This is a genomic window from Schaedlerella arabinosiphila, assembly GCF_003885045.1.
Classification (GTDB): Bacteria; Bacillota; Clostridia; order Lachnospirales; family Lachnospiraceae; genus Schaedlerella; species Schaedlerella arabinosiphila.
This window is the reverse complement of sequence record NZ_RHJS01000002.1, coordinates 1,695,078-1,707,819: the sequence shown is the minus strand read 5'-3', so window position 1 is coordinate 1,707,819 and position 12,742 is coordinate 1,695,078. Positions and strand designations below refer to the sequence as shown.

15 protein-coding genes and 1 tRNA gene are annotated in these 12,742 nt (G+C 53.0%); 1 reads left to right on the top strand and 15 read right to left on the bottom strand.

All coding sequences use genetic code 11. From position 1 onward, the window contains the following. Positions 1-82 precede the first annotated feature (82 nt). Together EBB54_RS08435 and EBB54_RS08430 are read right to left on the bottom strand one after the other, a co-directional pair. Entirely contained in the window at positions 83-727 is a 645-nt protein-coding gene (locus tag EBB54_RS08435; RefSeq protein ID WP_125127090.1) for a flavin reductase family protein, read from the bottom strand. A gap of 111 nt (positions 728-838) precedes the next feature. Further along, positions 839-2,494, bottom strand: a complete 1,656-nt coding sequence (locus tag EBB54_RS08430) for a putative manganese-dependent inorganic diphosphatase (protein WP_004079310.1) — start codon at positions 2,492-2,494, stop codon at positions 839-841. A gap of 169 nt (positions 2,495-2,663) precedes the next feature. Between EBB54_RS08430 and EBB54_RS08425 the strand changes: the two genes are divergently transcribed. Then, positions 2,664-3,401 carry a S1 RNA-binding domain-containing protein gene (locus EBB54_RS08425; protein ID WP_004079311.1) on the top strand — a complete coding sequence of 246 codons (738 nt, stop codon included), beginning with the start codon at positions 2,664-2,666 and terminating at the stop codon, positions 3,399-3,401. Positions 3,402-3,510: 109 nt separating this feature from the next. Here EBB54_RS08425 and EBB54_RS08420 read toward each other — a convergent pair whose 3' ends face one another. The 13 genes from EBB54_RS08420 to rplS form a co-directional block, all read right to left on the bottom strand. Continuing rightward, on the bottom strand, positions 3,511-3,669 hold the full coding sequence (locus tag EBB54_RS08420; protein WP_004079313.1) for a FeoB-associated Cys-rich membrane protein: 159 nt from the start codon (positions 3,667-3,669) through the stop codon (positions 3,511-3,513). A gap of 123 nt (positions 3,670-3,792) precedes the next feature. Then, positions 3,793-5,949 carry a ferrous iron transport protein B gene (feoB, locus tag EBB54_RS08415; RefSeq protein WP_125127089.1) on the bottom strand — a complete coding sequence of 719 codons (2,157 nt, stop codon included), beginning with the start codon at positions 5,947-5,949 and terminating at the stop codon, positions 3,793-3,795. A gap of 148 nt (positions 5,950-6,097) precedes the next feature. After that, complete coding sequence (locus tag EBB54_RS08410; RefSeq protein ID WP_004079317.1) at positions 6,098-6,319, bottom strand: FeoA family protein; 222 nt, start codon at positions 6,317-6,319, stop codon at positions 6,098-6,100. Positions 6,320-6,332: 13 nt separating this feature from the next. Next, the gene (locus EBB54_RS08405) at positions 6,333-6,545 is read right to left on the bottom strand and encodes a FeoA family protein (protein WP_004079319.1); all 213 of its coding nucleotides are present in this window, start codon (positions 6,543-6,545) and stop codon (positions 6,333-6,335) included. A 154-nt stretch (positions 6,546-6,699) separates the two neighbouring features. Further along, positions 6,700-6,772: transfer RNA gene (locus EBB54_RS08400), tRNA-Thr, on the bottom strand. A gap of 145 nt (positions 6,773-6,917) precedes the next feature. Then, entirely contained in the window at positions 6,918-7,808 is an 891-nt protein-coding gene (locus EBB54_RS08395) for a mechanosensitive ion channel family protein (protein ID WP_004079321.1), read from the bottom strand. A gap of 12 nt (positions 7,809-7,820) precedes the next feature. Beyond that, entirely contained in the window at positions 7,821-8,741 is a 921-nt protein-coding gene (gene pgeF / locus EBB54_RS08390) for a peptidoglycan editing factor PgeF (RefSeq protein WP_125127088.1), read from the bottom strand. 78 nt (positions 8,742-8,819) lie between these two features. After that, positions 8,820-9,167, bottom strand: a complete 348-nt coding sequence (locus tag EBB54_RS08385) for a YraN family protein (RefSeq protein WP_125127087.1) — start codon at positions 9,165-9,167, stop codon at positions 8,820-8,822. A gap of 99 nt (positions 9,168-9,266) precedes the next feature. Further along, positions 9,267-10,025, bottom strand: coding sequence for a ribonuclease HII (locus tag EBB54_RS08380; protein WP_125127086.1), 759 nt, complete (start codon positions 10,023-10,025; stop codon positions 9,267-9,269). Further along, a complete protein-coding gene (lepB, locus tag EBB54_RS08375; protein ID WP_125127085.1) occupies positions 10,018-10,572 on the bottom strand; it encodes a signal peptidase I in 555 nt (184 codons plus the stop codon). Before lepB (EBB54_RS08375) ends, EBB54_RS08380 begins: the two co-directional genes overlap by 8 nt. Before the next feature lie 111 nt (positions 10,573-10,683). Beyond that, the gene (ylqF, locus tag EBB54_RS08370; RefSeq protein ID WP_125127084.1) at positions 10,684-11,532 is read right to left on the bottom strand and encodes a ribosome biogenesis GTPase YlqF; all 849 of its coding nucleotides are present in this window, start codon (positions 11,530-11,532) and stop codon (positions 10,684-10,686) included. A 53-nt stretch (positions 11,533-11,585) separates the two neighbouring features. After that, the gene (gene lepB / locus EBB54_RS08365; RefSeq protein WP_125127083.1) at positions 11,586-12,221 is read right to left on the bottom strand and encodes a signal peptidase I; all 636 of its coding nucleotides are present in this window, start codon (positions 12,219-12,221) and stop codon (positions 11,586-11,588) included. Between the two features lie 104 nt (positions 12,222-12,325). After that, the gene (gene rplS, locus EBB54_RS08360) at positions 12,326-12,673 is read right to left on the bottom strand and encodes a 50S ribosomal protein L19 (protein ID WP_004079335.1); all 348 of its coding nucleotides are present in this window, start codon (positions 12,671-12,673) and stop codon (positions 12,326-12,328) included. Positions 12,674-12,742 lie beyond the last annotated feature (69 nt).

Below are 12,742 nucleotides of genomic sequence, written 5' to 3'. Positions count from 1 at the left end.
TTTCTGGTATGATTTTCCGCAGATTTTATTATAGATGAGCCGGGGAGCGAAATCTATATAAAATCCGTGCAAAAATATGCAATTATGTTGCTTTTGTGGTATCGCTTTTTTTCTGTCTGACTCTTCGTTTCTGACCGGGCGCCTTCTTCTTCGCCGCCGTTTTTTTCTTTTTTACACTGAAGCCGAATGTGCCAAGCGTCCTGCCTGCCGCCAGGTACTCGCCGTGGGAGTAGGCGATCAGTCCCGCACGGTTCAGTTCCAGCCGGCCCGTTTTGTTCAGGCAGCCCTCGTCGGCATGAACCGCTTTTACCTCGGCTATAAACATGTGATGGCTACCAAGCTCCCGTACTTCCGTCACCCTGCATTCTATGTTGACCGGGGATTCCGCGATCAGAGGCGCATAGCGAAGCTCTGCAGCCTTCTCTTTGTGGAGTCCGGTCTTTTCCCATTTGTCTTCATCCCTGCCGGATCTGACGCCGCAGTAATCCGCGGCCCAGGCCAGCTTTTCCGTGGTCAGGTTGATGACAAATTCCCCGGATTCCCGGAGCATGGCGTAGGAATACCGCTCCGGACGGACGGATATGTATACCATGGCCGGATTGGTGCAGATCGTCCCGGTCCAGGCGACTGTCAGTATATTGGTGCTGCCCTGCGCATCCCCTGTACTTACCATCACAGCCGGAAGGGGATACAGCATATTCCCCGGCTTCCATATTTGCTTTCCCATCTATGTACCTGTTCCTTCTATATAAGATTCTGTTTTGCATCGGGCAAAAAGGAATGATACCGCTTATGCGACCCGACGCAGACGGACAACCCTGCTGCTTAAGATTCTTTCTCACTGCTGCAGCGCTTCCACCAGCGCGGGTACAAGCTGTTTCTTCCTGGAAACGACCCCTTTTAAGTGCAGCTCCTCCATCTCTGAGCGCAGGTCAAACGCGTTGATCAGCTTTTCCCTGGCCTCCGGCCCGGCGCACAGAAGCTCGGAGGATTCCGTAATGATATTGGTGAGCATGAAAAAGATCATGTTCAGGCTGTGGCTCTCCCTTGCTTTTTCCAGATGGGGAAGCACCTTTTCCTTGATCTCCGAAAGCTCCTCCTCGCTCATGGAGTTGACCTGGCCTACGCCGAATACCATATCGCTGACCGTAAACTGCTTGAAGTCCAAAAAGCAGATCTCCTCCGCGGTCTTTCCCTTCAGGTTGCTTCCGGCGCGGAACATGGCCTGGGCCAGCATTTCGATATCCACCTCCGCTAGTTCTGCCAGCTTCCGTGCGGACTGTTCATCCAACGGGGTGCAGGTGGGCGACCGAAACATCAGGGTATCCGATATGATGGCCGCGCACAAAAGCCCTGCGGTGGTGGATGACACCTTCACGCCGTTCTCCTGGTACATCTGGTACACAATCGTGGCCGTACAGCCCACCGGCTGGTTGCGGAAGAATACCGGCCCCATGGTCTCGATGCTGCTCAGCCTGTGGTGGTCGATGATCTCCAGTACATCCGCCTGCTCAATCCCGTTGACGGCCTGGCTTTTCTCGTTGTGGTCCACCAGGATGACCTGCTTCTTCCGGCAGTTCAAAAGACGCCTTCTGGAAATGAATCCCAGGAACTTTCCCTTATTGTCCAGAACCGGGAAATCACGGTAGCGGTTGCGCATCATGACTTCCTTGACATCGTCCACATAGTCCCGCATTTTAAAGGAGACCAGCCCGTCCCTGCCGCTCATAAAATGGCGGATCGGGATGCTCTGGTTGATCAGACGGGCCACCGTAAAGGTATCCTGCTCCGTGGTGATGATCACGATTTCCTTTTCCTTGGCCTGCTCCAGAATGCCGTCGTCCAGCTCCGCTCCGGTGGAGACAATCATGCAGCTGACGCCCATGTCGATGGCCATCTGCTGTACCTCCTTGCGGTTGCCCAGGATAACCAAATCCTCGGGCTCCACAAACTCCGCCATCAGCTTCCGGCTGGAGGCCACGATTCCCACCTTTCCGTTGGACATGTAGCTGTGGGGGTTCCCTGTGACAATCTCCCCTTCAATGCAGGTGGCGATGTTGCGGTACTGGGTCCTGGATGTGGCCAGGATCGTACTGTCATACACATCCATGTAAGAGGTAGCGATATCTCCGATGGTGATCAGCCCTTCCAGCTTGCCCTCCCGTGTCACAGGAAGGGTTTTCAGGTTCTCTTCCTTCATCCTGGCCCAGGCAGACTTGATGGAGACCGAACCGCGCATCCCTTCCACCTCGCGCATGGCCACGTCCTTCACCTGCACCCGCAGATCCGTCAAAAGCGCCGGCGCCTTCACATTAAAATAATCCAGCACATACTGGGTCTCCTCGTTTAACTGGCCGGCCCTCCTCGGGTTGTGCCGCTCCCCGGTCAGCTCTGTCCGAAGCTGGGCATAGGCGATCGCGGAGCAGATTGAGTCCGTATCCGGGTTTTTATGCCCTACCACATAGATTTTATTGTTGATTACACCTTTTTCCATAAATTATACCAAGCCTTTCCGTGATTACAGTAACACCTTTTTACCAGCTTACCACTTTTTTTCAATTTCGTCACTTGAATTTGCAAGATTAGTTGTTTTTTCTTATAAACATATGGTATACTTGAGTTACCGTCATTACAAATTTAGAAAGATACGTTGAGGTGTAACCATGAATGAAGAATTAAAAACCGAAGAAATGACTCCTGAAAATGTACAGGCCGAGGAAACTGTAAACAGCCAAGCGGCCGCAGAAGCACCTGCCGAGAGCATGGCAGACTATGAGGAACATCTGGATGATGCCAACCCCTGGAATCTGGTCACAAAGTATATGGAGGAAAAGACAGTCCTCCCTGTAAAGATAGAAGGTGTTGTAAACGGCGGCGTCATCGCTATGGTCGAGGGCCTGCGCGGATTTATCCCCGCGTCCAAGCTCTCCCTGTCCTATGTGGAGGATCTGGAGACTTACCTGCTCAAGGAGATCGAAGTGCACGTGATCGACGTGGATCAGGCGAACAACCGTCTGGTGCTCTCCGCCCGCGACATCTTAAGGGCCAAGGAGAAAAAGGCGCGCCAGGATCAGATTGCCAGTGTCAAAGTAGGCACGGTGATGGAAGGGGTCGTGGAGACGCTGCAGAACTACGGCGCGTTCATCAAGCTGGAGAACAACCTTTCCGGCCTGGTGCATGTATCCCAGATTTCCCAGAAGCGTGTCAAGACGCCTTCCGATGTGCTCCATGAAGGGGATGCCGTGACGGTCAAGGTCATCGGGATCAAGGAAGGCAAGATCAGCCTGAGCATGAAGGCGCTGGAGCAGGCAGTGGAGGAAGTTCCGGAAAAGGTAGAGATTCCAAAGTCCGAGAATATCGGAACCAGCCTTGGAGATCTGTTCAAAAATCTCAAGCTTTAAGATACACAAAAACCCGCCGCCGGCAGTTTTTCTGCATAGGATGGTATCAAAAAAGTCCTTAGAAAGCGTTCTCTCGCTCCATAAGGACTTTTTTCATTTCATTTTTGTTTTATTTCTCTTCTGAACCGTGGCGTATGCAGCCGCCTTTGCAGTACTGGCAGTCTCCGCCGCAGTGGATGGATTTTCCGTTCTTTTTATCACGGATCATACTGCGGATGATGCATGCCACAATTGCCGCCAGCGCCAGGCTGACCAGAACAGTTCCCATATGAATCACTCCTTCCATAGTCCGATTCCGGACAAAATCCATTGCATCCTGCAGCCGGTGTGACTTCAAATCGCAGCCGTCTGCAGGATGTATCCCTGTCCTTCCCAGGCTAAGCTTCCGGCTTTACTTCGCGCCGGCCAGCTTCCTCATATTCACATGCAGCGCGGCACTGTCCCTGCCGGGTCTAAAGAGCAGGAAGAGAAAGCCTGCCAGCAGTCCAAATGCCGTAGCCGTAAAGATCCCGAATCCGCCTCCTGCCGTGAAGGTGCCGATCTGGTAGATGCAAAGCGCGGTCACGTAAGCCAGCAGGCACTGGTATCCGATGGCGAACCAGAACCATTTCGCGTTGTTCATCTCCCGCTTGATGGCGCCCATTGCCGCGAAACAGGGGGCGCAGAGCAGATTGAACACCAGGAAGGAATATCCCCCCAGTGCCGTCATGCTTCCCCCAAGCATGCCCCAGAACTCTGCGCCGTCCTCCGCCGCTTCCCCGACTCCGTACAGTATGCCGAAGGTGCCGACTACATTTTCCTTTGCCACAAGCCCTGTAATGGCGGCCACTGCCGCCCTCCAGTCTCCCCAGCCAAGGGGGATAAAGAGCCATGCGAACAGATTTCCGATGGAAGCCAGGATACTGTGTTCCAGTTCCATGCCGTCCAGCATTCTGAATTTCCCGTCAACCCAGCCGAAATAGGAGGTAAACCATACCGCAATGGTGGAAAGCAAAATGATGGTGCCTGCCTTTTTGATGAAGGACCAGCCACGCTCCCACATGCTGCGCAGCACATTTCCCGGGGTAGGCATATGGTAGGCCGGAAGCTCCATCACGAAGGGCGCCGGATCTCCTGCGAACATCCGGGTTTTTTTCAGGATGATCCCGGAACAGATCACCGCCCCGATCCCTACAAAATACGCGCTTGGCGCCACCCAGGAGGCCCCGCCGAAAAGTGCCCCCGCAATCAGTGCGATGATGGGAAGCTTTGCCCCGCATGGGATGAAGGTAGTGGTCATGACCGTCATCTTCCGGTCCCGGTCATTCTCGATGGTACGGGACGCCATGATCCCCGGAACCCCGCATCCCGAACCGATCAGCATGGGGATGAAGGACTTGCCGGAAAGCCCGAACTTTCGGAAAATACGGTCCATGATGAAGGCAACCCTGGCCATATATCCGCAGCTTTCCAAAAAGGCCAGGAACAAAAACAGCACCAGCATCTGTGGAACGAATCCAAGCACTCCTCCCACACCGGCCACGATTCCGTCCAGGATCAGGCCCTGCAGCCAGTCTGCGCAGTTGAGGTACACAAGCATACGTTCCACTGCCGGAGGGATGATCTCCCCGAACAGTACGTCATTGGTCCAGTCCGTAGCGAAAGTTCCCACAGTGGTGACCGACATATAATATACAAGATACATCACCGCCCCAAAGATCGGAAGGGCCAAAAACCGGTTTGTCACGATCCGGTCGATTTTGTCGGACACAGTCATCCCCGCTGCCGCCTTATGCCTGGAACAGCATTCCCCGATGATGGAAGAAATATACGTGTACCGCTCATTTGTGATGATGCTCTCCGTATCGTCCTCCATCTCCTCTTCCATCTGTGCGATCTCCGCGGAAATATCCGGCACATATTCCATCTGTTCTGCTATTTTATCATCTTTTTCCAATAATTTCACTGCAAAAAATCGTTTTTGCGCATCCGGTACCCCATTTTTGATCTTACGCTCCACAGACAAGAGCGCCTGTTCCACATTTTCCGAAAATGTATGAACCGGCCTGGCCGCTTTCCCTGCCGACGCCGCATGAATTGCCAGCTCCGCTGCCGCCTGGATGCCGGTTCCCTTAAGGGCCGAGATCTCCACCACCTGGCAGCCCAGCTTCTTCCCGAGCCGTTCTGTGTCGATCCGCCCGCCGTTTTTTTCCACCAGATCCATCATATTGACCGCCATCACCACCGGAATCCCCAGCTCCAGCAATTGGGTGCTCAGATACAGGTTTCGTTCGATGTTGGTTCCGTCTACGATGTTGAGAACCGCGTCCGGCCGCTCAGTGATCAGGTAATTTCTCGCAACCACTTCCTCCAGTGTATAAGGGGACAGGGAATAGATCCCCGGCAGGTCCATAAGGATCACGTCCTTCTTCCCTTTCAGCTTCCCTTCCTTTTTTTCCACCGTAACCCCCGGCCAGTTTCCCACAAACTGGTTGGAACCGGTCAGTGCATTGAACAACGTGGTTTTTCCGCTGTTCGGATTTCCCGCTAACGCAATTTTAACCGCCATGTTTCCTTCCTCCTGATAACAAATCATTTATTCTTTATCTGTTTTTCATTCCCGCAGGCGCGTATGATTTCGTATGTTCTGCATGTCTGTATGCAGTTTTAACTTATATTTATTAGTTTTATCTAACTCATGTATAAAAAATAAAACGCTACTGCACAACGATCATTTCTGCGTCTGCCTTGCGCAGAGACAGCTCGTAGCCCCTCACCGTGATCTCCACCGGGTCACCTAAGGGTGCTACCTTCCGCACAAAAATCTCCACGCCCTTTGTGATTCCCATGTCCATGATCCGTCTCCTGACCGGCCCTTCTCCGGTCAGCTTTGCCACCGTCGCGCTCTGTCCGCAGGGAATGTCCTTCAACGTCGCCATCGCTTCTCCTCCTTCATCCTACCATAATCTTATTTGCCATATCTTTTCCAATCGCTACCCGGGAATCCTTCACATTCACGATCAGATTGCCGCTGCTTTCGGATACCACCGTCACCTCCGCGCCGGCCACAAACCCAAGCGACTCAATGAAGCGTCTTGTATCCTCCCTGCCGCCGACCCTGCGTATCCTGTTTGGTTCCCCCTGATTTACCATTGATAAAGGCATCTTGACTCATCTTCTTTCTGTTTCAAATCAATCTATCAACTTACAAAAGTTAGTATAATCTAACACAAGAAAGTTGTCAAGAACTTTTTTTATAAAATGTAACAAAAAAACGCCTCTGCATTCGCAAAAGCGTTTTTTATCCTCTCTCTGTCAAAGCCGAAAATCGGACTCGAACCGACGACCCCTTCATTACGAGTGAAGTGCTCTACCAACTGAGCTATTTCGGCAAGGCTCAACAAACGAACCTTTACTATTATAACTACTTTTTATGCAAATTTCAACCACTTTTTTCAAAATTTCCAAAAAAATCTTACTGTTCACAAAACATGGATTCAGCTCCTTACCACGCGCGAACCAGATGGATGCAATCCGTTAAGCGCCGTCATCCAAGTGTACTGTAAGCTGGTTATAGGGAATCACGATCCCTTCCTCGTCAAACGTCAGCTTGATCTTCTCTAACAGGTTCCACCGGGTCGTCCAGTATTCATCCGTCTTGACCCAGCCCCGGATGCCCAGCACCACCGAGCTCTCTCCCAAGGAATCCACAAACACATACAGGTTCTCATCCTTCATGATGCTTGGGATATCTTTGAGCATCTGCTCCAGAAGCTGCTTCGCTTTTTTCAGGTCGGAGTCATAGGAGATTCCGATCCGCAGGTCCAACTGCCGCTCGGCTTTGGCCGTCACGTTGGTAAGGCTGTTGTTGGCCAGTATCCCGTTGGGGATCACGATGGTTTTGTTGTCCACCGTGGTGAGCTTCGTATAGAAGGTCTGGATCTCCTTGACCGTCCCCTCGTCCTTGTTGGTGTCTTCTATGATATAGTCCCCCACAACAAAGGGCTTTAGCAGCAGGATCAGCACCCCGCCCGCGAAGTTTGACAGAGTCTGCTGCAGAGACAGTGAAATACCCACGCCTGCCGACGCAAACAGCATGGAGATGGAGTTGATCTCAATCCCCAGGTTGGCCGCAATGATCAGGAACAGGACGATATAAAGGGAAATTTTTAAAAAGGAATCCGTAAACTGGGTCAGGCCCGCATCCGCACTTGACCGGTTCAGTGAATTGCGGATTCTCTTTCTCAGCCATTTGATCAAAAACCGCCCCAGAAAAAAGATCAGGATTGCGATCAAAAGCCGGATTCCAAAATCCACCATATTAGGAATATGTTCCTGGATAAATACTACAAATTCATTCATCTGTGTCTGTACCTTTTCCGCCGACTCCTCGGCTGATTCCTGCAGGATCTCTACTGTAGAATCCATAAGACCGCCTCCTTACGCCAATGCCAGAAATGCCGCCAGATTCCCCCTCTGATTTCCTGTTGCCCGATGGGAATAGAGCACGTCGCTGTTGCAGTGCGTACACACATTTGTCACCGCCATATGCTCCGGAAGAATCCCGGATTCCGCGAATACGATCTCATTGGCCTTCCACAGGTTGAGCTGGTATTTTCCGTTTTCTTTCTGATAAAACAGGTCGCTCCAGTACTGCTCCTCAAACTGCTCCCGGAATTTTCCGATCACGTCCCCGCTGACCTCATAGCAGTCCTGGCAGACGGACGGCCCAACTGCAGCCAGGATATCGGAGGGTCTGGACCCGAACTGCTCCTGCATCAGTTCCACGGTCACCCTGCCGATCTTTCCTACGGTCCCCCTCCAGCCGGAATGGCTCAGGCCAATCGCCTTTTTTACAGGGTCTACAAAAAACAGGGGCACACAGTCCGCATAGAAGGTCACCAGGCAGATCCCCGGAACGTCCGTCACCAGGCCGTCCACCCCTTCCAGCTTCCCGCCGGCCTCCACTTGAAAGCTTCCCGAAGCGCAGCGGCCCGGATTGTCTAAAGCCCGTTTGCTGTATTCCATGGGGCGCACCATGCCCATCCCCCGGTCTTCCTCCGTTGCCACCCATACATTGGTGGTATGGGTCTGCCGGGACAATACCATATCCTCGCAGCGCACGCCGATGGATTTGCCGATCCTACGGAAATTTTCCCGCACCGTCTCCTCCTCATCTCCCCGGTGGAAGCCCAGATTCAAAGAAGAAAAATATCCTTCGCTGACGCCTCCTAAGCGGGTGGAAAACCCGTGCTTTACAATCCCTGTATCCGCCAGCAGCGGATATTCCAAATACGGGGTCTCTGCTTCCACTTCCCTGAATATTTTATTCTGATTTTTATATCTTATACCTAAACTCATCCGGTTTCCTTTCTATAAAACATACACGGGGACTTTGGCTTTGCACCGCTCGTTCCATGGATGCCTGCGGGCTTTGACTCACCCGCCGTCAAACGCATTTTTGATGAGCGTGACCCGGGCGCCTTCGATCCCCACCACGTCGAACCTGCAGGGAATATCCCCCAGCCGTTTTTCCATCATATAGTACTGGGCGCACCGAAAGATCCTCTGCTGCTTCCGGAAATCCACCGCTTCCAGAGGACTGCCGCTCCCTCCGGTCTTCCGGTACTTGACTTCGCAGAATACCAGGCAGTCTCCGTCTTTCGCGACCAGGTCGATCTCCCCGACGCGGCACCTGTAGTTGTACTGCAGAATTACATACCCCTGCTGTTCCAGATAATACCCTGCCGCCTGTTCGTAGGCGGCCCCTGTTTTCCGTTTATTCAATCCATATGCTCCTTCTGCGTCCGCCCCAGGCGCGAGTTTCCTTTGCAAAACTCCTCTGCTCTGGCTCACAGGCTATCCGTCGCTCACAGTCCCGGTCTTTTATAAAAAATGTGTGATAAATGTCTTCCGGTGGATCGGGCATGGGCCGTGGGCCTTTAACGCCTCTATATGGGCCGCGGTGCCGTAGCCCTTGTGCAGGGCAAATCCATACTGCGGATACTGGGCGTCGTATTCGGCCATCAGGCGGTCCCTGGTCACCTTCGCCAGGATGCTGGCCGCCGCGATGGAGACGCTCCTTGCGTCCCCCTTCACGATGGAGACCTGCTCCATGGCAAGCCCCGGAATCGTCACCGCGTCATTGAGCAGCACCTCCGGAACCATCCCCAGTTGGCCTACCGCCGCACGCATGGCTTCGTAGGTTGCCTGCAGGATATTGATCTCATCAATCCGGGCAGCATCGGTAAGCCCCACGCCGACAGCCTCTGCCTTTTCCATAATCTCCTCGTACAGGGCCTCCCTGCGCTTCGGGGAAAGCTTTTTGGAATCATTCAGATACAGGATCTCACAGTCTTTTGGAAGGACCACTGCCGCGGCCGCCACCGGGCCTGCCAGAGGTCCCCGTCCCGCCTCATCGATGCCGCAGATCACCGCGCAGCGGGCATACTGCCGTTCAAACTCCTGCATCCCCCAGAGACGTTTTCGCTCCTCCAGCAGCTTTTCTTCTTTCCTCCGGAACTGCTGCAGAAGGCGGACGACCCCGGATCTTGTATCGGACGCGTACTGCTCCAACAGCCGTCCTCGTTCGCTGCCTGGGGCCTGCTCCAGTTCTCTTTTGATCTCCTGTATGCTCTTACTCATGCTTGATCGCCCCAAACTGATCCAAAGGCCAGATCCGAATCCAGGCCCTTCCCAAAAGGTCCTCCCGCCGTATCACGCCCACGCTGGGATCTCTGCTGTCGGAGCTGTGGTTCCGGTTGTCTCCCAGGACAAAATACTCATCCTTCCCCAGCATCAGGGTTTCCCCCGCGATTCCCGGATTCTCCATCAGTTCATTGCCGTAATGCTCGTCGAGCTGCTCCCCATCGATGTACACATAGCCGTCGATGACCTGCACGGTCTCCCCCGGCAGTCCGATGATCCGCTTGATATAGAATGTATTCTCCCTGTACTGGTAAGGGAATACGACGATCTCGAACCGCTTCGGGTCCCGAAACCGATAGGAGATCTTATCCACCAGCAGATTGTCGTTGTCATAAAGTGTCGTCTCCATAGACTGTCCGTCCACGCGGGTGCGCTGTCCGACATAGGTGATGATCACATAGGAAAACACCAGCACAAACAGCAGGTACAAAAGCCAGCTTCCCAACTCCCGCAAGATACTTTTCTCGTTACTTTCCTCTTTCATGTCCTGTATGTCCTCTTTCTATCCAACTTAACTTTTGTATCAAGAGCGGCTTTTTCTGCCGGACAATGGGACATTATATGCCCCGCGGCAGATGATCCGCATACGAAGGGGTTACACGTTCTGGGGAAATTCCAGCGTCACCCTTCCCAGCCGCCCGTTTCTGAAATCATCCAGCAGAAGCCGGGCTGCCTTTTCCAGATCCAGCTCGCTGCCCTTTAGCAGGCAGTGTCTGCTCTCTGCGATGCCCCGGAGGTTTTCAAAGCCGTCTTCTGCTTCCTCCAGCCCGTATTTTTCCGCCAGGGTTCCCGGAGCATGGGCCGCCAGAAACCGGGTCAGTCCAGCCGCCAGTTCTTCTGTCTGGAGCAGCTCCTCCTTGATGGAACCGATCCAGGCCAGCCGAAGCCCTACGGTCTGGTCTTCAAATTTTGGCCAGAGGATTCCCGGGGTATCCAGAAGCTCCACGTTCTTATTCAGACGAATCCACTGCTTCCCCTTTGTCACTCCCGGCTTGTTTCCGGTCTTTGCGCAGGCTTTTCCGGCCAGCGCGTTGATCAGGGTGGATTTTCCCACATTGGGGATTCCCACCACCATGGCGCGCACCGGGCGGTTCAGGATGCCCCGCTTTTTGTCCCGCTCCGTCTTTTCCCGGCAGGCTTCCTGGATGACCTCCTGGACAGACTTCATCCCTCCGCCTTTTTTGGAATTGACCTTGACCGCAAAAAATCCCTTTTCCTGGAAGTATTCGATCCAGGCCGTATTCCATTTTTCTTCCGCCAGGTCGGATTTGTTCAGCAGGATCAGCCTGGCCTTGTTCTTCCCCAGCTCATCGATGTCCGGATTCCGGCTGCTTAAGGGAATCCTGGCATCCACCAGCTCAATGATCAGGTCGATGAGCTTGATGTTTTCCTGCATCATCCGTTTTGCTTTGGTCATATGACCCGGATACCACTGAAAATGCATTGTTCTTCCTCCAATTGTGTGTAAATCCTCTCCCCGCTTTATACGGCAGGATTTCATTCCTTGATTCTTCCGAAATGATCCCCGCTGACTACAAACCACGCCTTTCCGAAAATATCCTTCCGTTTTACGGTTCCCACGTCCGCGGTGCGGCTGTCGTCGCTTCCTTCATGATTATCGCCGATCACAAAGTACTCGTTGGCCCCCAGCTCGACCGGCTCGGCGGCAACCCCGGCGGAACGGATATCCGATACGTGTATGCCTTCCGTACAGACCTGCCCGTCGATGTAAATGCTGCCGTTTTTGATCTGGATCGTCTCTCCGGGAAGGGCCGCCACCCGTTTGATCAGATAATGCGCGTTTTGATTGCCGCCCGGTTTGAATACGACGATATCCCCCCGCTTTGGCTTGACGGCGTTGTAGACCAGCCGGTCCACCAGCACCACGTCCCCGTTTTTCAGGATGGGGCTCATGGAATCTCCCGCGTTGCTGACCCTCTGCCCGTAAAAGAGCACCAGCGAGTAGGCCAGCAGGCAGGCGGCGCCGATCTGCAGCATCAGAAGGAGGGATTTTTTGACGCGGTTCTGATCAATGTGCAGTCCCTCGCTGGGGAAATGCAGTCTCGGCTTCTGCCGGTTTGTCGGTTTTTCTCTTTGTCTCCTTCTCTTTTTTCGGATCTCTTGCTTCTTCATTCGTTTCTGCCCTCCGTAGCTTTTTCCTGTTCCAAAAAGCCGGCTTGCATATATTAGAAAAGGGACAAACTACAAACTCTGTAATTGTCCCTCGCTTTTCCTTACTATTTTACTAATTCTTTTACTTTTGCCCTCTTGCCCACACGGCCACGCAGGTAATTCAGCTTCGCTCTTCTTACCTTACCTCTGCGGATCACTTCTACCTTCTCTACATGGGGAGAATGAAGCGGCCAGGTCTTCTCTACGCCAACGCCGTTGGAATTTTTTCTGACCGTAAAAGTCTCTCTCACTCCGCCGCCCTGTCTTTTCAGTACGGTTCCTTCGAATACCTGGATTCTTTCACGGTTACCTTCCTTGATCTTAGCGTATACCTTCACCGTATCGCCTACGTGGAACTGGGGAGCATTCTCTTTTAACTGCTCTGCTTCAAGATTCTTGATAATATCGTTCATTGTGTGACCTCCTGTTTATTTGACGTTCTTAACACTTTTTCGTGGGGAAATACGCTTCTTATCTCCATC

Coding starts and splice junctions, on each gene's coding strand:
- EBB54_RS08420 (WP_004079313.1), bottom strand. CDS start 3,669: ATGGGAACTGTTCTGGTCAGCCTGGCGCTGGCGGCAATTGTGGCATGC.
- feoB (WP_125127089.1), bottom strand. CDS start 5,949: ATGGCGGTTAAAATTGCGTTAGCGGGAAATCCGAACAGCGGAAAAACC.
- EBB54_RS08395 (WP_004079321.1), bottom strand. CDS start 7,808: ATGGATTCTACAGTAGAGATCCTGCAGGAATCAGCCGAGGAGTCGGCG.
- EBB54_RS08380 (WP_125127086.1), bottom strand. CDS start 10,025: ATGAGTAAGAGCATACAGGAGATCAAAAGAGAACTGGAGCAGGCCCCA.
- ylqF (WP_125127084.1), bottom strand. CDS start 11,532: ATGCATTTTCAGTGGTATCCGGGTCATATGACCAAAGCAAAACGGATG.
- EBB54_RS08435 (WP_125127090.1), bottom strand. CDS start 727: ATGGGAAAGCAAATATGGAAGCCGGGGAATATGCTGTATCCCCTTCCG.
- pgeF (WP_125127088.1), bottom strand. CDS start 8,741: ATGAGTTTAGGTATAAGATATAAAAATCAGAATAAAATATTCAGGGAA.
- lepB (WP_125127085.1), bottom strand. CDS start 10,572: ATGAAAGAGGAAAGTAACGAGAAAAGTATCTTGCGGGAGTTGGGAAGC.
- EBB54_RS08425 (WP_004079311.1), top strand. CDS start 2,664: ATGAATGAAGAATTAAAAACCGAAGAAATGACTCCTGAAAATGTACAG.
- EBB54_RS08430 (WP_004079310.1), bottom strand. CDS start 2,494: ATGGAAAAAGGTGTAATCAACAATAAAATCTATGTGGTAGGGCATAAA.
- rplS (WP_004079335.1), bottom strand. CDS start 12,673: ATGAACGATATTATCAAGAATCTTGAAGCAGAGCAGTTAAAAGAGAAT.
- EBB54_RS08410 (WP_004079317.1), bottom strand. CDS start 6,319: ATGGCGACGTTGAAGGACATTCCCTGCGGACAGAGCGCGACGGTGGCA.
- EBB54_RS08405 (WP_004079319.1), bottom strand. CDS start 6,545: ATGCCTTTATCAATGGTAAATCAGGGGGAACCAAACAGGATACGCAGG.
- lepB (WP_125127083.1), bottom strand. CDS start 12,221: ATGAAGAAGCAAGAGATCCGAAAAAAGAGAAGGAGACAAAGAGAAAAA.